Source organism: Leisingera sp. ABM4_103 (assembly GCF_056158685.1).
Genome location: NZ_JBSWTU010000005.1, coordinates 2,617,716 through 2,640,540, shown reverse-complemented (window position 1 = coordinate 2,640,540; position 22,825 = coordinate 2,617,716). Strand labels below are relative to the sequence as shown.

At 64.7% G+C, this 22,825-nt stretch carries 18 protein-coding genes, 1 pseudogene and 1 riboswitch; of the genes and pseudogenes, 4 read left to right on the top strand and 15 right to left on the bottom strand.

Annotated elements, in window-relative coordinates:
* Nucleotides 1-132: 132 nt before the first annotated feature.
* The 7 genes and pseudogenes from ptsP to metZ all read right to left on the bottom strand — a co-directional run bounded on the left by ptsP (nt 133) and on the right by metZ (nt 10,918).
* Entirely contained in the window at nt 133-2,373 is a 2,241-nt protein-coding gene (ptsP, locus tag ACXAED_RS14505; protein ID WP_475050912.1) for a phosphoenolpyruvate--protein phosphotransferase, read from the bottom strand.
* A 272-nt stretch (nt 2,374-2,645) separates the two neighbouring features.
* Nucleotides 2,646-3,884 carry an aspartate kinase gene (locus ACXAED_RS14500; protein ID WP_475050911.1) on the bottom strand — a complete coding sequence of 413 codons (1,239 nt, stop codon included), beginning with the start codon at nt 3,882-3,884 and terminating at the stop codon, nt 2,646-2,648.
* A gap of 178 nt (nt 3,885-4,062) precedes the next feature.
* Nucleotides 4,063-5,511, bottom strand: a complete 1,449-nt coding sequence (locus tag ACXAED_RS14495) for a TrkH family potassium uptake protein (RefSeq protein ID WP_475050909.1) — start codon at nt 5,509-5,511, stop codon at nt 4,063-4,065.
* Nucleotides 5,512-5,558: 47 nt separating this feature from the next.
* Nucleotides 5,559-6,470 (bottom strand): hypothetical protein, encoded by a 912-nt coding sequence (locus ACXAED_RS14490; RefSeq protein ID WP_475050908.1) that lies wholly within the window; start codon nt 6,468-6,470, stop codon nt 5,559-5,561.
* A gap of 293 nt (nt 6,471-6,763) precedes the next feature.
* Nucleotides 6,764-7,867 (bottom strand): GTP cyclohydrolase FolE2, encoded by a 1,104-nt coding sequence (gene folE2, locus ACXAED_RS14485; RefSeq protein WP_475050906.1) that lies wholly within the window; start codon nt 7,865-7,867, stop codon nt 6,764-6,766.
* Between the two features lie 161 nt (nt 7,868-8,028).
* Nucleotides 8,029-9,643, bottom strand: a pseudogene (locus tag ACXAED_RS14480) (GMC family oxidoreductase).
* Nucleotides 9,644-9,727: 84 nt separating this feature from the next.
* The gene (gene metZ / locus ACXAED_RS14475; protein WP_475050905.1) at nt 9,728-10,918 is read right to left on the bottom strand and encodes an O-succinylhomoserine sulfhydrylase; all 1,191 of its coding nucleotides are present in this window, start codon (nt 10,916-10,918) and stop codon (nt 9,728-9,730) included.
* Nucleotides 10,919-10,977: 59 nt separating this feature from the next.
* A riboswitch (SAM riboswitch) is annotated at nt 10,978-11,056 on the bottom strand.
* Between the two features lie 135 nt (nt 11,057-11,191).
* Between metZ and ACXAED_RS14470 the strand changes: the two genes are divergently transcribed.
* Complete coding sequence (locus ACXAED_RS14470; protein ID WP_475050903.1) at nt 11,192-11,881, top strand: glutathione S-transferase N-terminal domain-containing protein; 690 nt, start codon at nt 11,192-11,194, stop codon at nt 11,879-11,881.
* A 106-nt stretch (nt 11,882-11,987) separates the two neighbouring features.
* Here ACXAED_RS14470 and ACXAED_RS14465 read toward each other — a convergent pair whose 3' ends face one another.
* The 4 genes from ACXAED_RS14465 to ACXAED_RS14450 form a co-directional block, all read right to left on the bottom strand.
* Entirely contained in the window at nt 11,988-12,599 is a 612-nt protein-coding gene (locus tag ACXAED_RS14465) for an inner membrane-spanning protein YciB (RefSeq protein ID WP_475050901.1), read from the bottom strand.
* Nucleotides 12,600-12,628: 29 nt separating this feature from the next.
* A complete protein-coding gene (locus tag ACXAED_RS14460; RefSeq protein ID WP_475050900.1) occupies nt 12,629-13,531 on the bottom strand; it encodes a DMT family transporter in 903 nt (300 codons plus the stop codon).
* Nucleotides 13,532-13,614: 83 nt separating this feature from the next.
* A complete protein-coding gene (gene ftsY / locus ACXAED_RS14455; RefSeq protein WP_475050898.1) occupies nt 13,615-14,793 on the bottom strand; it encodes a signal recognition particle-docking protein FtsY in 1,179 nt (392 codons plus the stop codon).
* Nucleotides 14,794-14,870: 77 nt separating this feature from the next.
* Nucleotides 14,871-15,512 carry a lysoplasmalogenase gene (locus ACXAED_RS14450; protein WP_475050897.1) on the bottom strand — a complete coding sequence of 214 codons (642 nt, stop codon included), beginning with the start codon at nt 15,510-15,512 and terminating at the stop codon, nt 14,871-14,873.
* A gap of 146 nt (nt 15,513-15,658) precedes the next feature.
* On the opposite strand from ACXAED_RS14450, the gene ACXAED_RS14445 reads away from it, so the two are divergent.
* A complete protein-coding gene (locus ACXAED_RS14445; RefSeq protein WP_475050896.1) occupies nt 15,659-16,054 on the top strand; it encodes a hypothetical protein in 396 nt (131 codons plus the stop codon).
* Nucleotides 16,055-16,095: 41 nt separating this feature from the next.
* Here the strand turns inward: ACXAED_RS14445 and xseA are convergent, their stop codons facing one another.
* Nucleotides 16,096-17,610, bottom strand: coding sequence for an exodeoxyribonuclease VII large subunit (gene xseA, locus ACXAED_RS14440; protein ID WP_475050895.1), 1,515 nt, complete (start codon nt 17,608-17,610; stop codon nt 16,096-16,098).
* A 134-nt stretch (nt 17,611-17,744) separates the two neighbouring features.
* Here xseA and purD point away from each other — a divergent pair, with 134 nt between their 5' ends.
* Nucleotides 17,745-19,010 carry a phosphoribosylamine--glycine ligase gene (purD, locus tag ACXAED_RS14435; protein WP_475050894.1) on the top strand — a complete coding sequence of 422 codons (1,266 nt, stop codon included), beginning with the start codon at nt 17,745-17,747 and terminating at the stop codon, nt 19,008-19,010.
* Nucleotides 19,011-19,111: 101 nt separating this feature from the next.
* On the opposite strand, the gene ACXAED_RS14430 is transcribed toward purD, so the two are convergent.
* The 3 genes from ACXAED_RS14430 to ACXAED_RS14420 form a co-directional block, all read right to left on the bottom strand.
* A complete protein-coding gene (locus ACXAED_RS14430) occupies nt 19,112-20,836 on the bottom strand; it encodes a DUF1217 domain-containing protein (RefSeq protein WP_475050893.1) in 1,725 nt (574 codons plus the stop codon).
* Between the two features lie 207 nt (nt 20,837-21,043).
* Nucleotides 21,044-21,886, bottom strand: coding sequence for an FG-GAP repeat domain-containing protein (locus tag ACXAED_RS14425; protein ID WP_475050892.1), 843 nt, complete (start codon nt 21,884-21,886; stop codon nt 21,044-21,046).
* Nucleotides 21,886-22,209, bottom strand: coding sequence for a 2Fe-2S iron-sulfur cluster-binding protein (locus ACXAED_RS14420; protein ID WP_475050891.1), 324 nt, complete (start codon nt 22,207-22,209; stop codon nt 21,886-21,888). Before ACXAED_RS14420 ends, ACXAED_RS14425 begins: the two co-directional genes overlap by 1 nt.
* A 166-nt stretch (nt 22,210-22,375) precedes the next feature.
* Here ACXAED_RS14420 and ACXAED_RS14415 point away from each other — a divergent pair, with 166 nt between their 5' ends.
* On the top strand, nt 22,376-22,825 hold the full coding sequence (locus tag ACXAED_RS14415; protein ID WP_475050889.1) for an OB-fold nucleic acid binding domain-containing protein: 450 nt from the start codon (nt 22,376-22,378) through the stop codon (nt 22,823-22,825).

Sequence of the window (22,825 nt, the reverse complement as noted above, 5' to 3'; positions counted from 1 at the left end):
TCAAGCCTAAAGTTTTAAGCTTGAAGCAAATGGCCGCAGGAAACCGCCGCATCCCGACACCGGGCCGCTGAAAGGAAGAAACACGCACAGCCACATTTTCCGGGCGGGGCCAGCCGCGCAGCCCGGCGCAGATCACAGCCCCCGCAGATACTCCATCACCGCCGGGCGCACCGCCTGATCGCCGCGGTGGCGCGCGTCCGAGATGATCTTGCGCAGCTCGCCCAGATCCACCCGCAGCAGCAGCGACTTCACCGGCCCGATCGAGGCCGGGCGCATCGACAGCGTGCGGATGCCCATCGCGGCCAGGCACACGGCCTCCACGGGACGGCCCGCATCCTCGCCGCAGAAGCTGAGCGGCGTGCCTGAGATGGCGCAGCGCTCGACGATCCGCTCGATGAAGCTCAGAAAGCTCACATTCAGCGTGTCATAACGCTTGCGGACCCGTTCGTTTTCACGGTCGGCGGCAAAGAAGAACTGCTTGAGGTCATTTCCGCCAATGGAGATAAAGGCGACCTCATCAAAGAACTTTTGCGGCGCATAGGCCAGCGAGGGCGTTTCCAGCATCGCGCCCACCTTCAGATCCGCAGGCAGCACGTGGCCCAGAATTCGCTCGCGCTCGATGGTCTTTTCGACCTCGGCCTTGGCGGCGCGGTATTCCTCGAACTGGGCGACAAAGGGAAACATGATCGACAACGGGCGGCCTTCAGCAGAACGCAGCAGCGCCTGCAGCTGCATCCGCATCACGCCCGGCTTGTCCAGCCCCACCCGGATCGCCCGCCAGCCCAGCGCCGGGTTCGGCTCATCCGTTGGCTTCATGTAGGGCAGCACTTTGTCGGAACCGATATCCAGGGTGCGGAACACCACCGGCTTGCCATGAGCCGCGTCCAGAACCCGCTTGTAGAGCGCCACCAGTTCCGAGCGTTTCGGCATCTGATTGCGGACCAGGAACTGCAATTCCGTGCGGAACAGCCCCACCCCTTCGGCACCGGAGCCATCCAGCGACGGGAGGTCGGCCATCAGGCCCGCGTTCATCACCATGTTGATGCGCTGCCCGTCGGTGGTTATCGCGGGCTTGTCGCGGATCGAGGCATATCGCTCCTGCGCCTGCGCATGCATCGCGATCTTGTCGCGAAAGGCGCCGACGACGGTTTCGTCGGGGCGCAGATGCACCACGCCCTGATCGCCATCTACCATGATGTGGTCGCCATTCAGCGCCTCGGTGGTGACGCGCTTGGCATTCACCACCAGCGGAATCGCCAGCGCCCGCGCAACAATGGCCGCGTGGGAGCCGACGGAGCCCTCCTCCAGCACGATCCCGCGCAAGGACCGGCCGTATTCCAGCAGGTCGCCGGGCCCGATATTGCGCGCAATCAGGATCGGGTTCTCCGGCAGGTCTGCCCCCGTGTCGGCCCCCTGCCCGGTCAGAATCCGCAGCAGCCGGTTCGACAGATCGTCCAGATCACTCAGCCGCTCACGCAGATAGGCGTCCTGAACTTGCGACATCCGGGCCCGGGCCTGCGACTGTTCCTTTTCCACCGCCGCCTCGGCGCTCAGGCCGCGGGCGATGTCTTCTTCCATGCGCCGCATCCAGCCCTTGGAGTTGGCAAACATCCGGTAGGCTTCCAGGACCTGCAACTGCTCCTTGTCGCCGTTGCGGGAGACTTCCAGCATCTTGTCGACACCGACCCGCAGCTCCTCGACAGCATCATTCAGCCGCTCCAGCTCACGCTGGGGATCATCGGCAATCGGGTTGGTCACGATCACCCGAGGTTCATGCAGCCACACGTTGCCTTCTGCCGCGCCTTCCTGGGCCGAAGTTCCGTGAATCAGAACTGCCTGCTGGTGCAAGGGCGACAGCGCCGCGCCCTCGCCGACAAAGGCGCCCAGCTCGGTCATCTCGGCGATCACCATCGCCACCACTTCCAGCGCATAGACCGCGTCCGCCGAAAACTCACGCGCCTCCTTGGACTGCACCACCAGGACGCCCAGCATCTCGCCCAGCCGCTGGATCGGCACGCCGAGGAAGGAAGAATACCGCTCCTCCCCGGTTTCCGGCATATAGCGGAAGCCCTTGGCGTTCGGCGCATCCGGCGTGTTCACAACTTTGCCATAGCGCGCCACCCGGCCGACCAGGCCCTCGCCGATCCGCATCCGGGTCTGGTGCACCGATTCGCGGTTCAAACCTTGAGTCGCGCACAGTTCCAGAGTCTCGTCATCGCGGAACAGATAGACCGAGCACACCTCGGTTCCCATGCTGTCAGCGATCAGATGGGTGATCTTGTCCAGCCGCGCCTGGCCGGCATCATCACTCGCCATCGCCTCCCGCAAGCGGCCCAGAAGCTTCCTGCTTTCGGATTCCGTCGTATCGGACATTCTCACCCTCTCCCGAGGTCTTCCCCCTGCACGCTGCCGTCCAGATTGCTGCTCTGGAACGGACACCGCCCAGAGTAGTACGCCAGCGCGCGCTCCTCCACCCACTTGTCCCACCCTAAGATGAAAAGTCCAAGTGTTTTTGCAGTATTGCCCGCAATCAGCGCAGTCCGCCAAGGCGCTGCGCAAATTACCGCGCAGGGCAGCCCTGACACAACAAAGGCGCCAGAGCGGCGCCTTTGCAAAATTCCGAACCTTTATGCCAGATCAGCGCTTCAGCCGGCTTTCTGCAATTCAAACGCATCATGCAGCGCCTGCACGGCCAGTTCCATGTACTTGCGGTCGATCAGCACCGAGATCTTGATTTCCGAGGTCGTGATCACCTTGATGTTGATGCCCTCATCCGACAGCACCTTGAACATCTTCGCCGCAACACCGGACTGCGAGCGCATGCCGATGCCGACCACCGAAACCTTGGCCACATCACGGTCGGCCAGCAGTTCGGCATAGTTCAGTTCGCCCTTTTCCTTGATCGCCAGCAGTGCCTGCTCGGCGCGGGCAACCTGATCGGTCGGACAGGAGAAGGTCATGTCGGTGCGGCCCTCTTCGGAGATGTCCTGCACGATCATGTCCACGTTCACGCCCGCGTCGCTGAGCGTGGTAAAGATGGTCGCCGCGATGCCAGGGCGGTCCGCCACCGACTGCACGGTCAGCTTGGCTTCGTCACGGGAATAGGCCACACCGGCCACAACATTGGATTCCATGATTTCCTCCTCGTCGCAGACCAGGGTTCCGGCCTCGTCGGACTGTTCCTCAAAGCTCGACAGAACGCGCAGCTTCACCTTATAGCGCATTGCCAGTTCGACCGAGCGGGTTTGCAGCACCTTGGCCCCCAGCGAGGCCAGCTCCAGCATTTCTTCAAAGGCGATTTTATCCAGCTTGCGCGCCTTGTCGCAAATCCGCGGATCGGTCGTATAGACGCCATCCACGTCGGTGTAGATATCGCAGCGTTCCGCCCCGAACGAGGCGGCAAAGGCCACTGCCGTGGTGTCAGAGCCGCCGCGGCCCAGGGTGGTGATACGGCCTTCCGGGCTGATGCCCTGAAAACCGGCGACGACGGCCACCTTCATGCCCTCGGCAAACTTGGCGCGGATGTTTTCCGGCGGGATCTCCTCGATCCGCGCCTGGCTGTGCGCCGAGTTGGTCTTGAGCGGCACCTGCCATCCCTGCCAGCTGCGCGCCGGAACATCCATCTCCTGCAGCGTCAGCGCCATCAGGCCGGCTGTCACATTCTCGCCCGAGGACACCACGGCGTCATATTCCCGCGCGTCATAAAGCGGCGAGGTCTCATCGACCCAGCCCACCAGCTCATTGGTCTTGCCGGACATGGCGGAGACGATGACGATCACGTCATAGCCCTTGGCCACTTCTACGCCGACGCGTTTGGCGGCACGGCGGATGCGGTCCAGGTTGGCGACAGATGTGCCGCCGAATTTCATCACAAGTACGGGCATATGGAACGGGTCTCCCTGCGCTTGCGGGTTTCGGTCCCGTGCCTCATATGCGAGCGGCCCCTTGAGGGCAAGAGCGCGCAGGCCCTGCGGGCAAGGAAGCTGCGGTTCACCCCGCCCCTCCGGCGCGGCAAAGCGCCACAACTCCCGGCTTGCGCAATTTTTGCCAATCCGCGGACGCTCAGCCGCGCCAGAACCGCACCGTCAGAATGGCGTAAACCGCCATCAGCTCCAGCCGCCCGATCAGCATCGCCGCGCTCAGGATCCATTTCGCCGGATCGTTGAGGGTGGAGAAATTGCCGGCCGGTCCAATTGTATCGCCCAGGCCGGGGCCGATATTGGCCACAGCCGTGGCCGCCCCCGACACCGCGGTGACGAAATCCAGCCCGGTCAGCGCCAGCGCCCAGGCCACCACACCCAAAGTGACGACAAAGAACATGAAGAAAGAGATCACCGAACTCAGCACTTCAGCGTTCACCGGCCGCCCCTCATAGCGGGTGATGAACACCCCGTGCGGCGAGCGGATGCGCTGGATCTGGCCGCGGATTGAGGCAAACAGCAGCTGGTAGCGGAAGATCTTGACCGAGCAGGCGGTCGAGCCCGCGCAGCCGCCGATCAGCCCGGTGAAGAAGAAGATCATCACCAGGAAGCTGCCCCACTGCATGTAATCGGCGCTGGCATAGCCTGTGCCGGACATGATCGAGGTGATATTGAACAGGGCCGAGCGCAGCGCCTCCTCGCCCCCGTGCGGGCGCGTGTAATACAGCACACCAGTGGCAATCGCGACCAGCAAGCCCAGCGTCATCAAGAACCCGCGGATCTGGCTGTCGCGCAGCATCGGGGTGCCGTGGCCGTTGATCAGCTGCACATAGCGCACGAACGGCAGCGCGGCCAGGATCATGAAGACGGAGGCGGCATACTCGACCGGCCCGGCAAAGGCCCCGAAGGACGCATCGTAATTGGCAAAGCCGCCGGTGGCGATGGTGGTCATCGAATGCACCAGCGCATCGAACGGCCCCATGCCCATCACCATGTAGACCAGCATGCAGGCCATGGTCAGCGACACGTAGATCAGCGAGATCTGCTTGGCGATCGCCTGCGCGCGCGGCAGGATTTTACCAAAGGTGTCAAAGCTTTCGGATTTAAAGATCTGCATCCCCCCGACCCGCAGCTCGGGCAGGAACACCATTGCCACAACAATGATGCCGATCCCGCCGACCCACTGCAGGATGCCGCGCCACAAGAGCAATCCGCGCGGCAGGTCATCCAGACCGGAAATCACCGTCGATCCGGTGGTGGTCAGCCCCGACATCGCTTCAAAGAAGGCGTCGACAAACCTCAGCTCGGTCGCCCCCAGCATCAGCGGGATCGCCCCGAACAGCGGCAGCGCCAGCCAGACAGTGGTGGTCAAAAGGAAGGTCTGGCGGATGCTCAGCCCCTCCTTGACCCCGTTGGCACAGCTCAGCGCCAGCAGGCCGCCAACCAGGATCGAGAACACCGAGCTTTCCAGAAACACATGCCATTCACCGCGGCCGTCCAGCAGGTCGACCAGCAGCGGGAACACCATCATGGCTCCCAAAATGACGACCAGCAGGCCGATGACATACCCAACCGGGCGGAGATCCAACATGCGGCGCAGCGTTGGCCCCCCGCGCGGTAAGTGTCAAGTGCGCGGCACTATTCGCCGCTGCCGCTCTTGGCAGGAGCGTTGCGCTGCGGCATCTGCGGCGGTGTCGAAGGTTTGCGCGGGCGTTTAGCTGACGCGGACTGGGGCGCCTCTGCCTTGGCCGGTGCCTTTGCCTCCGCTGCCGGCGGTTTTGCCTGCGGCGATTTCGCTTCGGGTGCCCGAGCTTTTGCCTCAGACGCTTTGGATTCCACAGCTTTTGCCTCCGGCGCTTTGGCTTCCGGAGCTGCGGCTTTTGGCGCTTCGGTTTTGGCTGCAGGTTGCGCTACAGACTTGGCAGACTGCTCTTGCTCGCCCTTGCGGGCTGAGGACGTGCGGAACACCGCAGGCGCCTCTTTCATCCCGGACCCGGCAGCCGGTCCGCCCTGCTTGGCGGCCTGATTATCCACAGCCTCTTTTGCGGGCTGCGCCGCAGCCGTTTTGGCCTGCTCCGGCTTGGCTGCCGTGTTTGCCGCCTTTGCACGTGCCGGCGCTTTCCGCGCGGCAGGCTTGCGGGTCGCGGTCTTGCGGGCCGCGGGCTTTTTCGCGGCGGATTTCCCGGCCGCCTTGGCAGCCGGCTTTGTCCGCGCCTGCGTCTGCTCTGCGGCTGCCGGCTTGGGCTCCGCTGCAAATTCCGCCTTTGCTTCAGGTTTCGCGTCTGCCTTGGGTTCTGTTTTGGCCGCCGCCTTGGCTTCCGCTGCCGGTTCGGCTTTAGCTTCCGGCGCGGTCTCTGCCGCTGCCGGGTTTGCTCCCATCAGCCGCCGTTGCGCTTCCATCATCGAATGCGCCATCCGCATCTGCTCATAGGGCGCCTGCAGCGCGGCCTCTGCCGCCTGGCGCCACAGCTTCAGCTGCATGCCCGCTGCAAACCCTGCCCATTCATGCGCCCTGGCCGTCAAACCGGCAATATGGTGAAAGCTCGTCATCTGATACTCCTCAAGTCCTGCACTGGCCTCGCGCCGGGGCTGTTCTGTGTGGTCCGGGCAAGGGTAAAGGGGAGCGGACACCGGATGAGCCCCGGGCCGGGTACAGCAGAATTCGGGCCGTCAATTGCAGACACCTGCGCACAAGCTCCCCTGCCCCCCGGCAGGATAACCGGGGGATTCGCGGATCAGGCTAGCATGGGTTTCTGCGCAGCGGCGTAAAAATTGCGGCAACGCAGAAAATGCCGCATATCCGGCGGAAACCTGCCCGCAAACCAGGCAGTCCCGCAGTTGAATCAGCCGTGATGGATCAGAGTAGAGAACAGCTTGGGGTCCAGGCTCATCGCCTTGAACAGCGGGCCCTGGGTCAGCACGCTGACCGCATCATGGCTGTGCAGGCTCTCCTGATGGCTGGCCACGACCCGGAAATCACCGATCCGGGCATCGCCCTGCAGCGCTTCGCAAAACAGCCGCGCCGCGTCCTCGACAAAGATCGGGTTGGCGGCGTTCAGCTCGGCAAAGGCCTGCTCATCCTCGCGCTTCACCATCACTTGGGTCTCGGTCGGCACCGCCTTGCGGCACAGCTCGATCAGGTCCTCGAACCACAGGCACTCGCTGCCGGGCACCGATTGCACCGAAATCCGCGCCACCGAGCGCTGCGAATGCGGCGTTGCCAGCTGGCCGCGCGCCTGGCGGGCGTGCTCCGACAATTCCAGCGAGCATGGGCAGGTCGAGGAATAGACATAGTCCAGATGCATGATCTTCTCACGCACCCCGTCATGGTCCACCAGTTCCAGCGCAAAGTCGTAATACTGATAGCCGCTGAGGCCGGAGCGCAGGCTTTCAACGCGCGCCGGGAAGGAGAACCGCATCTGGATGCGCGCATCCGGGCTGTCCAGATCGCTCAGGTAATCATCCAGCGCGTTCGCCATCACCTCAAAACTGAAGGTGCGCTCCGCGTGCTTGTAAAAGGTGCGCATGATCCGGGACATGTTGATGCCCTTCTTGCCCGCATCCAGGCTGACGGTGCCGGTCACGCTGGTTTCCAGCGTCAGGTCGCCGTCGTCGCGGGTATGAAACCGGATCGGCAGGCGGAAATTCGAAATCCCCACATGCTGGATCTGCTCCTTGGCGCCGCGGATCAGGCTGGTCGGCCCGTTCTGCAAGTCGGGCAGCGTCGCGCGATAGGCCTCGTCCGACTTGAAATCCTCGGGGTAAGTCCGCGACAAATCCGGATAATTCCCGACTTCACGGCCCGGCAGCAGCCGCGCCACGGCCGGGTCCAGCTCGGCAATCTCTGTCTCAGACGCAATGCCGGCCCAGGCCCGCAGCACATCCAGCGCGGCAGCGGCTGCCTCGCGGTCCGGAGCCTCTGCGGCGTCGCGGTTGTGAATGTTCATCGGCGTTTCCCCCAAATCATAGGGCCCATATAAGGACTGGCAGGCTACTCCCATATACCGTTACGCGGCAAATTACAAAACGGAACCGCCAAATGCGGCAGAACTTGCGCCTGCACGGACAGCCTTCCGGCCGCCCCGCAAGGCGGCCAGGCCAGCCGGTTTCACGCCCCGCCGGATGGCCTCATCCCCGCGGCGATTTTCTCGGCCATCATTATGGTTGGCGCATTGGTGTTCCCGCCCACCAGTGCCGGCATGAGCGACGCATCAACGACGCGCAGCCCGGACAGCCCCCGGACGCGCCCTTCCAGATCGCAGACGGTATCTGCGCCGCTGCCCATCCGGCAGGTTCCCACCGGATGATAGATGCTGTCGGCACGCCTGCGGATATCGGCCTCAAGCGCGGCGTCGCTGCCATCCGTTTCATACAGGGTGCGGCCCCGCCACGGCGCCAGCGCCTCCGCCTGCAGAATACGCTCCATAAGCCGCGCGCCGCGTTTCATCGTTTCAAGATCTGACGCCGCGCCCAAGTAGTTCGGGTCAATGCGCGGCGGCGCAGCCGGATCGGCTGAATGAAGCCCGACCTGGCCGCGGCTTGCAGGCCGCAGCACGCAGACATGGCAGGAATAGCCATGAGAGAAATGCAGCTTCCGCATGTGGTCATCCACGATGCCAACGACGAAATGCAACTGGATATCAGGACGCTCCAGATCCGGCGACGTCCGGAAAAAGCCGCCCCCCTCTGCCATCGGCGAGGCAAACAGCCCCGATCCGTTCCGCCGCCACTGCAGACCGGCGCGCGCCATCTGCCAGGCCCCGCGCGGGTTCAGGCCGACCGTGTCCGGCCGCTTGGACCGGTAGGAGATGATATAATCCAGATGATCCTGCAGGTTCTGCCCGACGCCCTCGGACACATGAACCGGCGTAATACCTTGCTGCCGCAGCTCCGCCTCCGGGCCGACCCCCCGACAGCATCAGCAGCTGGGGAGAGCCAAAAGCACCGGCGCTCAGGATGACCTCCCGCCGCGCCTTGATGCTGAGCGCGCGCCCCCGCCGCCTGCAGGCAACGCCCGCGGCCTGCTTGCCGTCCATGAGAATACACGTCACATGGGTACGGGTCAGAACCGTAAGATTGCTGCGCTGCCGCACCTGCGGCGGCAGATAGGCTGCAGCGGCGGAACAGCGCTCCCCGGCCTGCGGCCCGTCGTGGAACTGCGTGACCTGATACAGCCCCGCGCCCTCTTGAACCGGGCCGTTGAAATCATCGCTCAGCGGCAATTGCGACTGGGAGCAGGCCTCGACATAGGCATGGGTGATGGCGCGCGGCTCGGATTGGTCGCCCACTTGCAACGGCCCGTTCCCGCCATGCAACCCGTCGGCGCCGCGCGCGTTGCGCTCTGCCTTGCGGAAATAGGGCAGTACAAAGTCCCAGTCCCAGCCCTCGCAACCCATCTGCGCCCACTCATCATAGTCGGATGGATGACCGCGCACGTACAGCATGGCGTTGATTGCCGAGGATCCCCCCAAGCCCTTGCCCCGCGGCTGGAACCCCCGCCGCCCGTTCAGCGCCGCCTGGGGTTCAGTGTGGAAAGCCCAGTTGTTGATCCGGGGCCGCCCCGAGATCATCCCGGCGACAAGCGCAGGCGCGCGGACAAAGAGCCCGCGCCCGTTGCCCCCGGCTTCAATCAGACAGACCGAAACACCGGGGTCTTCCGACAGGCGAGACGCCATGACCGAACCGGCCGAGCCGCCGCCTGCAATAACATAATCAAACTCCATGCGCTCACCGCACCACAAAGGGCAGCGGTTGCTCAACCGTTACCAAGCGGAATGCGGCCGGGGCACGCGGGAGAAAGCCCGCGTTCAGGCCTGCGCCGCCTCCAGTGCCGCCTTCAGGTCAGCGATCAGGTCTCCGGCATCCTCCAGCCCGACCGAGAACCGCACCAGGCCAGGCGTAATGCCCAGTTCCGCCTTCAGCTCATCGCTGAGGCGCTGGTGGGTGGTGGTCGCCGGGTGGGTGGCGATGGATTTGGCGTCACCCAGGTTGTTGGAGATCACCGGGATGGTCATTGCGTTCAGGAACTTGAACGCTGCCTCCTTGCCGCCCTTCAAATCCAGCGACAGCACTGTGCCGCCCTTGCCGCCCAGCTGGGTCTGCACCAGCGCGTTTTGCGCGTGGTCCTTCAGCCCCGGATAGATGGTCCGCTCCAGCGCCGGATGGCCGTCCAGCGCCTCGGCAATTTCCAACGCGGTCTCCGCCTGTGCATTGACCCGCAGCGCAAGTGTCTCCAGCCCCTTCAGCATCACCCAGGCATTGAACGGGCTGAGCGATCCGCCGGTATGTTTCATATAGGGTTCCAGGGTGCCGCGGATATACTCCTTGGTGCCCAGCACCACCCCGCCCAGCGCCCGGCCCTGGCCGTCGATATGCTTGGTCGCGGAATAGATCACCACATCGGCACCCTGCGCGATGGCATTGGAGAACACCGGGGTCGAGAACACGTTGTCCACGACCACTGTGGCACCAACGGAATGCGCGATCTCCGCAACCGCGGCTATGTCGATCACCTCCAGCGTCGGGTTCGACATGCTCTCGAAAAACACCGCCTTGGTGTCCGGGCGCACAGCTGCCTTCCAGGCCTCCAGATCGGTGCCGTCGATGAACGTCACCTCGACCCCGAACCGGCCCAGCACATCCGCCAGGATATAGTTGCAGGAGCCGAACAGAGCCTTGGCCGACACGATATGGTCCCCCGCCTTCACCAGCGAGGTCAGCGCGCCGTTGACCGCCGCCATGCCGGAGGCGGTGGCAAAGGCATCCTCGGCCCCTTCCAGCGCAGCGATGCGCTTTTCGAACATATCGACGGTCGGGTTGCCGTAGCGGGCATAGATGAACTCATCAGGGCCGGTCTCGATGAACCGCGCCTCGGCCTGCTCGGCGCTGTCGTAGACAAAGCCCTGGGTCAGAAAGATCGCCTCGCTCACCTCGTTGTACTGGCTGCGGCGGGTGCCTCCGTGAACCAGCTTGGTGCGGCTGTTCCAGTTGTCGCTCATCTTCTGTCTCCTCGCGCCCATAGCGCACAAAAAACCCCCGATCGGCCAAGCGAAAGGGGGTCCTTCACGTCCTGACCTCTTTAGCGGGATTGTTTAACGTGGCCCGCAATCCGGTAACAAATCGCCACGATGTGATGCAGGGGCTTTACGCATCTTGCGGGATTCGGTCAAGCCGCCGCCGTCCCCCAGGTCACACCGATGTGAGTGCCAGTGCCCCTTGCCTGCCCGCACCCCTCATGCTCCTGTGGCCGGGCAAACAGACGGAGGCACGCGATGCAGGACCCGATCCGGCTTTTCTACTGGCCCACCCCGAACGGCTGGAAAATCTCCATCGCGCTGGCGGAGATGGGGCTTCCTTACGAGGTCACCCTTATCGACATCGGCAAGGGCGACCAGTTCGCGCCGGAATTCCTGAAGATCTCCCCCAACAACCGGATGCCCGCCATTGTGGATCCGGACGGCCCCGGCGGCGCGCCGGTCTCCCTGTTCGAAAGCGGCGCCATCCTCCTGTACCTTGCCCGCAAGACCGGGCAGTTTTACGGCGCGGACGAACGCGCGCGGCTCATCGTGGATCAATGGCTGATGTGGCAAATGGGCGGCCTCGGCCCGATGGCAGGCCAGGCGCATCACTTCCTGAAGTATGCACCGGAGGACCTCCCTTACGCCCAAGACCGATACCGTTCTGAGGTCGCCCGCCTCTACGGCGTGCTGGACCGGCAGCTGGCGAAGAATGAGTATGTTGCCGGACAGGATTACACGATTGCCGATATGGCGATCTGGCCCTGGGCCTCGCTGTGGGAGGGCCAGCAGCAGACACTGGACGACAAACCGCATCTGGCCCGCTGGCTGGAACTGATGTGGTCCCGCCCGGGCGTCATCGCGGGCCGCGCGCTGCACGCGGATCTGCGCGGGGACCGGTCCGACACAAGGGCACAGGAAGTGATTTTCGGGCAAACCCGCTAAACAGCGCAACCGCAGCGCACCGCAGGTGCGCTGCCGGGCCCAAGACTTTGCGCTTCATCTTTGATGATGCGCCAAGGCGCGGGAGCCCCGCCCCTGCTGCCCCCGGTTACTCCGCCGGGCCGGCCTCTTCCTCGTCGCCGTACTTCTGGAACAGCTGCCCCTGGAACATGAAGAAGGCAAACATCGCAACCGGCAGACCGAAGGTCTTGAAATAGACCCAGGCCTCGGTGCTCTGGGTGCGCCAGATCAGCTCATTCGCCACCGCCAGCCCGAAGAAGAATGCACACAGCCGCCGGGTTAGGATCATCCAGCCCTCCTGCTTCAGCGGCATCAGTTCCTCCATCACCACCTTCAGCCAGCTTTGGCCCCGCATCAGGCCGATCCCCAGCAATCCGCCGAACAGCACATACAGCATCGTCGGCTTCATCTTGATGAAACGGTCGTCGTTGAACCACACCGACATGCCGCCGAACAGCACCACCAGGATCAGCGTGGCAAACTGCATCCGCGACAAATGCCCGGTCAGCTTCCACAAGGCGAGCGTTGAGGCGACCATCAGCGGGATGAACGCCGCGGTAATGACGATGAAGCCCTTGTACTCGCTGCCGCCGATCAGAAACACCTCATCCTTCAGCTTCAGATAGCCGATGAAGAACAGGACAATCGGGCCCAGTTCCAGCACCATCTTAAGGGTCGGGTTGATCTTCTTCGCGGCCATGGGGCCTCCTCAATGCTCTCGCGGCGGTCTCAGCCGCCCATTTCCACTATCACGGCGCCCAGGGCGATCAAAGCCATCAGCGCGATCCGCCGCGGCCCCACGGTTTCCTTCAGCACCAGCCAGCCAATGAGGGCGGCAAACACGGTAGAGGTCTCCCGCAGCACCGCGGCCTCCCCCACCTTGTCCAGCCTTGTCGCCAGCATGATTGCGCCAAAGGACGCAAAGGCGACCAGCCCGCCAAAGAACCCCTTGACCATCAGCGGTCCGGGTGCGGGCGGTTCCGGCATGTTCCGCCAGCGGGTGAAGGCAATCACCGGAAACACCAGGCCGTCGATCATGAAAAACCACGCCAGGAAGGTGAAGGGATCCGCCGTCGCCCGGATGCCATAGGCGTCATATGTGGTGTAGGCGGCCACAAACAACCCGGTGATAAAGGCAAACAGCAGTGCAACCCCGAAGGTGTCGCGGTTCGCTTCCAGGAAGACAAAGTTATAGGCCGCCAAGCCAAAGATCCCTGCCAGCAGCACCGCCACTCCCAGCCATTGCACCGGGGTGAACACCTCTCCGAACAGGAAGAACGAACCGATCACCGTGAACAGCGGCCCGGTCCCGCGCACCACCGGGTAAACCACCGTGTAGCTGCCCTTGGTATAGGCCAGCGCCTGAAACAGCTTGTAGAAGACGTGGATCCCCCAGGCGACGGCAAAGATCAGCCACATATGCGGCTCCGGCCAGGGCACCACGAACAGCGCAAACGGCGCCGCCATCACGCAGTAGCAAAAGTCGATCGCCCCGCGTGACAGCCAGGGATCATGCCGCCCCTTTTGCAGTGCCCCGAACACCGCGTGCAGAAAGGCCGCCCAGATGGCCAGAAACAGCGCCGCCTGATGCCCGGCCTCGGTGCCTTCCAGGGAGATCAGCCAATCGCTCAAATCAAATGCCTTTGCGCGGGAGGAGAGCGCCGGGGGCTCTGCCCTCGGACCCCCGGGATATTTTCAGCCAGATGAATGAAGGATTAGGTCTTTTCCAAGCCTGTGAGGGCTGCCGCGAACTCCTCCGGATCAAACGGTGCCAGATCGTCGATCTGCTCACCCACGCCGATGGCGTGGATCGGCAGGCCGAACTTGTCCGCGAGCGCGACCAGCACACCGCCCTTGGCGGTGCCGTCCAGCTTGGTCATCACCAGGCCGGAGACATCGGCCAGCTGCTGGAACGTCCCCACCTGGCTCAGCGCGTTCTGGCCGGTGGTGGCGTCCAGCACCAGCAGGGTATTGTGCGGCGCGGTCTCGTCCTTCTTGCGGATAACGCGGACGATCTTGGCCAGCTCCTCCATCAGGTCGGCACGGTTCTGCAGCCGGCCCGCGGTGTCGATCATCAGCAGGTCCGCGCCCTCTTCCTGCGCGCGTGTCATGGCATCAAACGCCAGCGAGGCCGGATCGGAACCTTCCGGCGCCGTCAGCACCGGCACGCCCGCGCGGTCGCCCCAGACCTGCAGCTGCTCGACAGCGGCGGCGCGGAAGGTGTCGCCTGCGGCAATCACCACCTTCTTGCCTGCGCCTTTGAACTGGCTGGCCAGCTTGCCGATGGTGGTGGTCTTGCCGGAGCCGTTCACGCCCACCACCAGCACCACCTGCGGGCGCTTTGCATAGATCGGCAGGGGCTTGGCCACCGGCTCCATGATGCGCGCCACTTCCTGCGCCAGCAGTTCCTTGATCTCGCGGCTGGAGACCTTCTTGCCCATCCGTCCCTCAGCCAGGTTGGCAGTGACGCGCAGCGCGGTGTCAACGCCCATGTCGGCGGCGATCAGCAGCTCTTCCAGCTGCTCCAGCATGTCGTCATCCAGCGCCCGGCGCGGTTCCGCCGCAGCGCTGCGTCCCATCAGGCGTCCCAGCAGGCCCGGAGACTTCTTCTCCGGCTCCGGAGCAGGCTGCAGCGCAGGCTTGGGGGCCGCGACCGGCTGCGGTGCCGGCGCGGGCTCGGGCTCCGGCTCAACCACGGGTTCCGGCTGCGGAACCGGTGCAGGCGCAGGCTGCTCCGGTGTCACCGCCGGGGACTCTGCCAGGGCCTCAGCATGAGCCTCTGCGGCCTCAGCCGCGCTGCTGTCCGCACCCTCCTCGACAATCGCGTCGAGCCCTTGCTCGAGCTTGGAGGAGGATTTGAACAGCCGCTCCTTGAGCTTTGAGAAAAACGCCATCTTGGTCTCCGCAAAAGGGTCTGCACCTCACCTAATGCGGAATTCACCGGAGTGCAAAGCGCAAGGCGCCGCCCGCCTCAGGAAAATGCCGCCAGAAAGCCCGCTTGCGCCCCCCAATAAAGCGGCCAGACCGCATAGGGCGTGATCCGACGCAGCGGGTGGTCCTGCGCCAGGACAAAGGTTTCCGCCGCCAGCACCATATCCGACAGCATGAAAGCACAGGCCGCCGCAAAGACCCAATTGCCAAACGGAAGCGTCAGCGCCGCCGCCCCCATGCCGAGGATGACCGGGATATAGGCCAGAACCGCCCCTCTGAGCGCGCCTGCCCGCGGCGCCAGAACGCGCGCCATCACCAGACCCAGCACCAGCAGCCCCGCCGCAATCATTGACCCCGGCATCTCTGCCAGCCGCGCCGGATCGCTGTCCGCCCGGGTCAGGAACAGCACCGCATAGGCCAGATGCCCGGCGGCAAAGGCGCCAACGCCGGCCATGAACACCCCCTCGCCGTCACGCGACAGGAACAGATCGCCCAGCGCGCACAAGCCAAGCGCCACCGCCAGCAGCACTGGCGCCCCGGCCGGCAGCGCCGCCAGTGCCAGCAAAGCAACCGAAGCGGTCTTCAGCACGCTGCGCAGCAGCCCGGGCGGCTGCGCGGCCAAAAACAGATAGACCAGCGCGCAGGCCGCCGCCGCAGCACCCAATGCCAGTTCCGCCGTCATGTTCTGCCTCCCCTCATCTTTTCCGGGCACTCTGTCCTTTGACCCGGCGTGCGGTCAAAGGTGACCCCGCGGGAGCCTGTCCGGATACCTTGCCAGCCCGCAGCCAACGCTTGGCGCAGGCCCCGGTCCTGAGGCACAGTGGTCCCATGCGCTCTTTGATGATTCTCCTGCTCGCAGCCCTGCCCGCCCCGCTGGCGGCGGGCGAGCCGCTCGGGGCTGCGGAATTCGACCGCTACACCCAGGGCCGGACGCTGTTTTACGGCTTTGGCGGCTCCATGTACGGGGTCGAGCGCTACCTGCCAAACCGCAGGGTGATCTGGTCCTTCCTTGACGGCAAATGCCAGGAAGGCAGCTGGTACGAGGAAGCCGGCCAGATCTGTTTCGTCTATGAAAACCGCGACGATCCGCAATGCTGGACCTTCGAGCTCACGCCCGGCGGGCTGACGGCCCGGTTCGAGAACGACCCGGCCTCAACGGAACTGTACGAGGCCGAGGACGTCGGGGAGGAGATGCTGTGTTACGGCCCTGAGGTGGGCACCTGAAACCGGATGCAGCGTTTCAGGCCTTCAGACCGGGCAAGCCGCTAGAACAGCGAGCCCTGGCTGCCGCCGCCCTCCGCCGGCGGTTTCGGCTCCGCTTTCTTTGCAGCCGGCGCAGGCGCACCGCCCTCCAGATCCAGCGTGCCGTCGGCAAACTCGATCTGCAGCGCGCCGGCCTTGGCGGCGGCGGCCTTGGTGGTCAGGATCTCCTCGCCCGAGCGCACCACCGCATAGCCGCGTTCCAAAGTCGCCTTGTAGCTGAGGATCTCCAGCTGGCGTCCGGTGGCCGTCAGGGCCTGCCGCTGGCGGTCGATACGCGCGGCCTGCGCCGCATCCAGCCGCTGCGCCAGCCGTCCCAGCGCGTCTTTCTGCGCCGCCATTTCCCGCTGGATCGGCCGCAGGCTCAGCCGCGACGACAGGTTCTGCAGCCGGTTCCGCCGCCCCTCAACCAGCTGCCTCAGCGTGGCCGGACGCAAGCTGGCCGCGGTTTCGCTCAGATGCACCCGTCGCCGCTGAACGCCTGAAATCAGCGCACCGGGCAGCCGGTCGGAAATCCGGTCCAGCCGCTGGCGCGGAGTTTCCAGCAGCGTGTCCGGCTTTGGCAGCGCCCGGGCCAGATCGTTCAGCCGCTGACGCCTGAGCTGCACCGCCTGCCCCGCGGCACGGGTCAGCCGCGCGCCCTGGTTCTCGGACCAGGCCATCAGCTCCAGCCGCACCGGTACTGCAAGCTCTGCCGCCGCGGTCGGCGTCGGCGCACGCCGGTCGGAGACGAAATCAATCAGCGTGGTATCGGTCTCATGCCCGACGGCAGAGATCAGCGGGATCTGCGAGGCGGCGGCCGCCCGCGCCACGATCTCCTCGTTGAACCCCCACAGATCCTCGATCGAACCGCCGCCGCGGGCGACGATGATCAGATCGGGCCGCGGCAGCGCGCCACCCGGGGTCAGCCGGTTGAACCCTTCGATGGCGCGGGCCACTTCGGGCGCGCAGTTCTGCCCTTGGACAGCGACCGGCCAGACCAGCACCTTGCGCGGGAAGCGGTCGCGCAGCCGGTGCAGGATATCGCGGATCACCGCGCCGGAGGGCGAGGTCACCACCCCGATGATCTGCGGCAGGTAGGGCAGCGGCTTCTTGCGCTCCGGCGCAAACAGCCCCTCCGCCTCCAGCTGCTTCTTGCGCTTTTCCAGCAGCGCCATCAGCGCGCCCTGGCCCGCAACAGCCACCTCGTCGACGTTCATGTTGTATTTGGACTGCGCGCCAAAGGCGGTCAGGCGGCCGGTGACCACCACCTCCAGCCCTTCCTCCGGCACCACCGACAACCCGCTGATCTGCCCCTTCCAGGTGGTGCAGGCCAGCACTGAGCGGTCGTCCTTGATGTCATAGTACAAGTGGCCGGAGCGCGCCTTGAACACCCGGCCCACTTCGCCCCTCACCCGGATGCGGCCAAAGGTGCCCTCCAGCGTGCGCTTCACCTCGCCGGAGATCTCGGAAACGGTGAATTCCGGGGCGTTCTGCCCGGGCCGGTCGGATGGGGCTGGGTCGTCAAACAGGTCAGACATCGGGGGCTGCTCTCCTGCGGCCTTTGGCCGGTCTTGTTTTGAAGTCGCGCGCAGCATAGAACGCGCCGCAAGCAAGGCAAGCCCCGGACAGCGCCGGGATGCCTCTCGGCTCAGGCAGATCGGAGAACACGCAGATGAACATCCTTATCCTCGGCAGCGGCGGGCGCGAACACAGCCTGGCCTGGGCGGTGATGCAGAACCCCAAATGCGACAAGCTGATCGTGGCGCCGGGCAACGCAGGCATCGCGCAGATCGCCGATTGCGCCGCCCTGGATATCGAAAATGGCGGCGCCGTGGCCGCCTTTGCCGAGGAAAACGCCATCGACTTTGTGATCATCGGCCCCGAGGCGCCGCTGGCCGCAGGGGTCGGCGACCGGCTGCGCGAGGCGGGCATCCTGGTATTCGGCCCCTCCGAGGCGGCGGCCCGGCTGGAAGCCTCCAAAAGCTTCACCAAGGAAATCTGCGACGCGGCAAACGCCCCCACCGCTGCCTACGGCCATTTCACCGATGCGGACGCCGCCAAGGCGCATGTGCGCCAGCATGGCGCGCCGACCGTGGTCAAGGCTGACGGTCTGGCGGCCGGCAAGGGCGTGATCATCGCCATGACCGACGAGGAGGCCATTGCCGCCATCGACGGCATGTTCGGCGGCGCCTTCGGCGGGGCCGGCGCCGAGGTGGTGATCGAGGAATTCATGGAAGGCGAGGAAGCCTCCCTTTTTGTGCTGGTCGACGGCGAGGACGTTCTGGCGATCGGCTCCGCCCAGGACCACAAGCGCGTCGGCGAAGGCGACACCGGCCTCAACACCGGCGGCATGGGCGCCTATTCCCCCGCGCCGGTTTTGTCGGCAGAGGTCGAGGCCAAGGCGATGGAAGAGATCGTGAAGCCCACCATGCGGGTGATGGCACAGCGCGGCATGCCCTATCAGGGCGTTCTGTACGCGGGCCTGATGATCAAGGACGGCCAGCCGCGGCTGGTGGAATACAACGTCCGCTTCGGCGACCCGGAATGCCAGGTGCTGATGATGCGCCTCGGCGCCCAGGCTCTCGACCTGATGCACGCCGCGGCTGAGGGCCGCTTGGGCGAAGCGCAGGTGAACTGGGGTGATGACCATGCGATCACCGTGGTGATGGCGGCCGAAGGCTACCCGGGGTCTTACGAGAAGTTCTCTGAAATCAAGGGGCTGGACGCGCTGCCCGAGGACAGCAGCAACATGGTGTTCCACGCGGGCACCCAGGAGCAGGACGGCAAGGTGCTGGCCGTCGGCGGCCGGGTGCTGAACGTGACCGCCCGCGGCAACTCGCTGCAGGAGGCGCGCGACCGCGCCTATGCGATGGTGGACGGAGTTGACTGGCCCCAAGGCTTCTTCCGCCGCGACATCGGCTGGCGCGCGCTGAAATAGGACCGCTGGCAGGCAGGGGCTCCCGCCTGCTCACGGGCAATCAAAGATTGCCCTTCGCAGTTGGGCGCGGCCGGGCGCTGCCGCGCCCGGCGGCCGCACCCCTAGAAGCTATTGAGGTCGCTCATCAGCAGGAAACGCCTGCGGAACTGGTCCAGCATGTCGGGTTCCAGAAAGTCCGCCGGATGGGTTGTCCCGAACGCTGAGTAGGCACGGTCCTTCATTTCAACCAGCTGCCGCTCGATATCCAGCTGCCCGATGCCGGACGGCAGGCCCAGCGCCGTTTCAAATACGGTCCGCAACGGCGGCGACCCGATGATGTTGTACCAATGGGCGTTCTCGCTGCCGCCTGCATCCGCCACGTCCTGCAATTCGCGCTCCAGCGCCAGCGCAAGCCGCATATTCGGATCCGAGTTGCCGATTTCAATCTCGAACTGGCGGGTGGTGTAGAGCTCTGCAAGTTCCTCCGCAAACCCGTCCGGATACTCCCGGCTTGTCTCGCCCTTGTTGAAGGAAAAGGCATTCGTCATCGCCTTCAGCCCGGTGTCATAGTGCAGGTTCGCATAGGAAATGCTGGACGACAGATCGGACTCGAAGGCGCGGATCACCGTATCGAAATCCGTGCTCCGTTTGCTTTGGCCAAACAGGTCCAGCGTTGCCTCAAACAGGCTCAGGTCAAAGACCAGCTCACGCGGGTCGGTGAAGGTGCCCAGCTTGTCCGAGATTTCATCCGAAAACACCTGCATCTTGCTGACATGTTCAGGCCACTCGTTCTGGAAGGCGTCGGCAAAATCGTAATAGGCCAGGTTCTCCGGCTGGTTGACGAAGGAATTCGGATCAGACAGGTCGGACTCCAGCACCTGGCGCAAAAAACTCTCGCCCCGGTTGCTGACGTTGAATGTGTCCAGCGCATGCTCCAGCAGCGCTGCGTTCGACAGCAGCTCCTCCGGATCGCTCATCGCGTTGATGTCCGGCCAGCCAAAGCCAAAGGCCTCGGACACCGCAAGGTACCGCGTGTCCTCCAGCTGGTTCACAAAGGAATCGGGATCCGTGGTATCCGATTCCAGGACCCGCCGCAGAAAATCCGGGTTGGTCCTTTCCAGATCGAACGTTTCGATGACGGCCTGCAGCAGGTCTTCATCCGCCAGCAGATCGTCGGCACTGGCGATGCCACCGGTATGCTCGTTGAATTCACTGACCAGCGCCTCGATGCTGTTTTCATATTCCGGCGCCTGACCAAAGTTGAACTGCCTTGAAAACTCGGCATAGCGCGGATCAGACAGCTTGTTGGCAAAGGACTCCGGGTCCGCCAGGTCGGACTCCAGCACTTTCTGCAAAAAGAACTGATTGTTTTCCAAGCCTTCCAGCCCGACGTTGCCTAGCGCCTTGCGCAGCATGGTGCCGTTTGACAGCAGATCATCGGCAGTGCTGATACCGGCAAATTCATTCTCCGCCCTGGCGCTGGGAAGCTTCGGGCCGTCAGAGCTGCCAAAGCCGAAAGTTTCCGCCAGAGCCTGGTAACGGCTGTCGTTGAGCCGGTTCACGATCGCCAGCGGATCGCTCATATCGGATTCCAGCACCTCCTTGATGAAGGCCCGGTTGTTGATGTCCTCATCCAGGCCAAAGGCCCCCAAGGTCACGCTCAGCAGGTTGTAGTCGTCCAGCAACTGGTCCGCCGACTGGATGCTGGTGATCCTCTGCGTAAAGTCCTGCACCGTCCGGTCAAGAACAGGCGATTTCTCGAAAACCTCCTGCTGCTGCGCCTGGGTCCGCTGCAGGAACGTCCAACCGGCAATGCCCGTGCCGAACACATAAGGCGTAAAGCTCACGCTGCTGTCTCCCGTAAATCCGCACCGGGCCCGCGCGCCCGGATCTGCTCATCCGGCACAAGATTAACCGAAGGTGGTGAATAAACCGGAAACGGACGCTAAGGCTGGCAGGCCGCCCGTAGCCGCTCCCGCCTGCTCCAGCCCATCCCCGCGGGGATGGGCCCCGCAGTTGGGCCGGGCGCCGCGCAAGCGCGGCGCGGGCGGCTCTCAGCGGCAGGCCAGCGCGTCTTGCAAACCGGTTTCAGGGCGGAACCGGCCAATGTCCCGGGTGGAGATTTCGCCGTCCTTCAGCCGGGACGCCATGATCCGGCGCCAGCCGCCGCTGACTGTCACCAGTTCCGGGCCCTGACCGCAATCGCGGATGCCCGAGGTGAGGAAATCCTGGCCGATCCGGTGGTTGGTCAGGCCGGGTGCGCTGGCCGCCTCGCTCAGCTTGCCGTCCTTGAACCGCCAGATCCGCAGGGTCTTGGCCAGATGCGGCCGGTCGATATAGGCGATTTCCACGTGCCCGTCGCCGTCCAGATCCGCCGCGCCGATCGGGGCGAGCCAGCGATTGCTCCGGCCGATGTAGGGTGTCTGGGCAATCAGCGTCAGGCGGCCCGCCCGCAGGCCGTAAACGGCAACCTGAGCCCCCTTGCTGCGGTGGCTGCGCACGGTAATGGCTTCAGGGCGGTTGTCGCCGTCGAGATCCGCCAGCCGCGGCGCCAGATCCTCGAACACATGCAGCGGGTCCAGGGTCACGGAAGTTCCGCAGCGGTCCGGCAGTTCAGGGGACCAGACCCGCAGCGTCTCCGGCTCCAGCGCATCGCCCAGAACCCCATGCCCGTAACGGGCTGTCAGATCCTCATAGGCGGCAGCGGCTTCGCCCAGCCGGACCAGGGATCCCTCCGCAATGCCCGGCCGCGCAGACGGATCGGTCCCGCAGCGTTCACCCGCCTGCGCCGCAGAACCCGCCACGGCCAGCCCCAAGCACAGCGCTGCCCATGCGCGGCGGGCGGAACCGGGCCGGGCGCGCATCCGCAGACGCCGCGCTGCCGGCCCGGCGATCATCAGATCTGCTTTTCGGGCATATGCACCACCAGACCGTCCAGCGCGTCGGTCACCTTGATCTGGCAGGTCAGGCGCGAGCGTGCCGGATCGGGCTCATAGGCAAAATCCAGCATGTCCTCTTCCATGTCGTCCTTTGCGGGCAGCTTCTCGACCCAGTCCGGCGCGATATACACATGGCAGGTCGAGCAGGCGCAGGCGCCGCCGCAGTCGGCCTCGATGCCCGGGATATTGTTGTCGCGCGCGCCTTCCATCACGGTCAGCCCGCTGGCGACATCCACGACGTGCTCGGTGCCGTTGTGCTCGATGTAAGTGATCTTTGCCATTGTCAGCTCTCTTCCCTTTTCCGGTACTTGGACGACTGTGTAGCCAAGCCCCTGCGCCGGTGCCAGCCCCAATTGCGACCCTGCCCTGCCGCTGCTGGACTTCCAGGGCAGATGTTCTATATTTGTTCACTCCGGAAATTTCTCAACCGCGGAGCCTGTTTGCCTCATGCCAGCCCCTTCTGCTGCCCCCTCTGCACTGCCCGACGCCGCAGCATGCCCTGCCGTGCCCGGCCGCGCCCGGCCCTGGCCGCGACCGCCGCACTGCCTGCCCGCCGCCCGGCTGCAGGAGCCGCCGGAAAACGCCCGCGTCAGCGTCGCAGGCCTGGTGATCCTGCGCCAGCGCCCCGGCACCGCCAAAGGGGTGATCTTCGTCACGCTCGAGGACGAGACCGGCGTCGTCAACGTGATCGTCTGGCGCAAGATCTACGAGGCCTTCCGCCGCGCGGTGATCTCCGGGCGGCTGCTGCGCGTCACCGGGCGGCTGCAGCGGGCCCATTCGGTCACTCATGTGATCGCCGAAACGGTCGAGGACATCTCCCCCATGCTCGACCTCCTGCTGGCGGATCAGGGCCGCCAGGACGATCCGGCCTTTGCGCCGGGGCCGGAACTGGGCTAG

What these genes read in the sequence shown, in the direction of transcription:
- ptsP (WP_475050912.1), bottom strand. Translation starts at nt 2,373, where the DNA reads ATGTCCGATACGACGGAATCCGAAAGCAGGAAGCTTCTGGGCCGCTTG.
- ACXAED_RS14500 (WP_475050911.1), bottom strand. Translation starts at nt 3,884, where the DNA reads ATGCCCGTACTTGTGATGAAATTCGGCGGCACATCTGTCGCCAACCTG.
- ACXAED_RS14495 (WP_475050909.1), bottom strand. Translation starts at nt 5,511, where the DNA reads ATGTTGGATCTCCGCCCGGTTGGGTATGTCATCGGCCTGCTGGTCGTC.
- ACXAED_RS14490 (WP_475050908.1), bottom strand. Translation starts at nt 6,470, where the DNA reads ATGACGAGCTTTCACCATATTGCCGGTTTGACGGCCAGGGCGCATGAA.
- folE2 (WP_475050906.1), bottom strand. Translation starts at nt 7,867, where the DNA reads ATGAACATTCACAACCGCGACGCCGCAGAGGCTCCGGACCGCGAGGCA.
- metZ (WP_475050905.1), bottom strand. Translation starts at nt 10,918, where the DNA reads ATGAGCGACAACTGGAACAGCCGCACCAAGCTGGTTCACGGAGGCACC.
- ACXAED_RS14470 (WP_475050903.1), top strand. Translation starts at nt 11,192, where the DNA reads ATGCAGGACCCGATCCGGCTTTTCTACTGGCCCACCCCGAACGGCTGG.
- ACXAED_RS14465 (WP_475050901.1), bottom strand. Translation starts at nt 12,599, where the DNA reads ATGGCCGCGAAGAAGATCAACCCGACCCTTAAGATGGTGCTGGAACTG.
- ftsY (WP_475050898.1), bottom strand. Translation starts at nt 14,793, where the DNA reads ATGGCGTTTTTCTCAAAGCTCAAGGAGCGGCTGTTCAAATCCTCCTCC.
- ACXAED_RS14450 (WP_475050897.1), bottom strand. Translation starts at nt 15,512, where the DNA reads ATGACGGCGGAACTGGCATTGGGTGCTGCGGCGGCGGCCTGCGCGCTG.
- ACXAED_RS14445 (WP_475050896.1), top strand. Translation starts at nt 15,659, where the DNA reads ATGCGCTCTTTGATGATTCTCCTGCTCGCAGCCCTGCCCGCCCCGCTG.
- xseA (WP_475050895.1), bottom strand. Translation starts at nt 17,610, where the DNA reads ATGTCTGACCTGTTTGACGACCCAGCCCCATCCGACCGGCCCGGGCAG.
- purD (WP_475050894.1), top strand. Translation starts at nt 17,745, where the DNA reads ATGAACATCCTTATCCTCGGCAGCGGCGGGCGCGAACACAGCCTGGCC.
- ACXAED_RS14425 (WP_475050892.1), bottom strand. Translation starts at nt 21,886, where the DNA reads ATGATCGCCGGGCCGGCAGCGCGGCGTCTGCGGATGCGCGCCCGGCCC.
- ACXAED_RS14420 (WP_475050891.1), bottom strand. Translation starts at nt 22,209, where the DNA reads ATGGCAAAGATCACTTACATCGAGCACAACGGCACCGAGCACGTCGTG.
- ACXAED_RS14415 (WP_475050889.1), top strand. Translation starts at nt 22,376, where the DNA reads ATGCCAGCCCCTTCTGCTGCCCCCTCTGCACTGCCCGACGCCGCAGCA.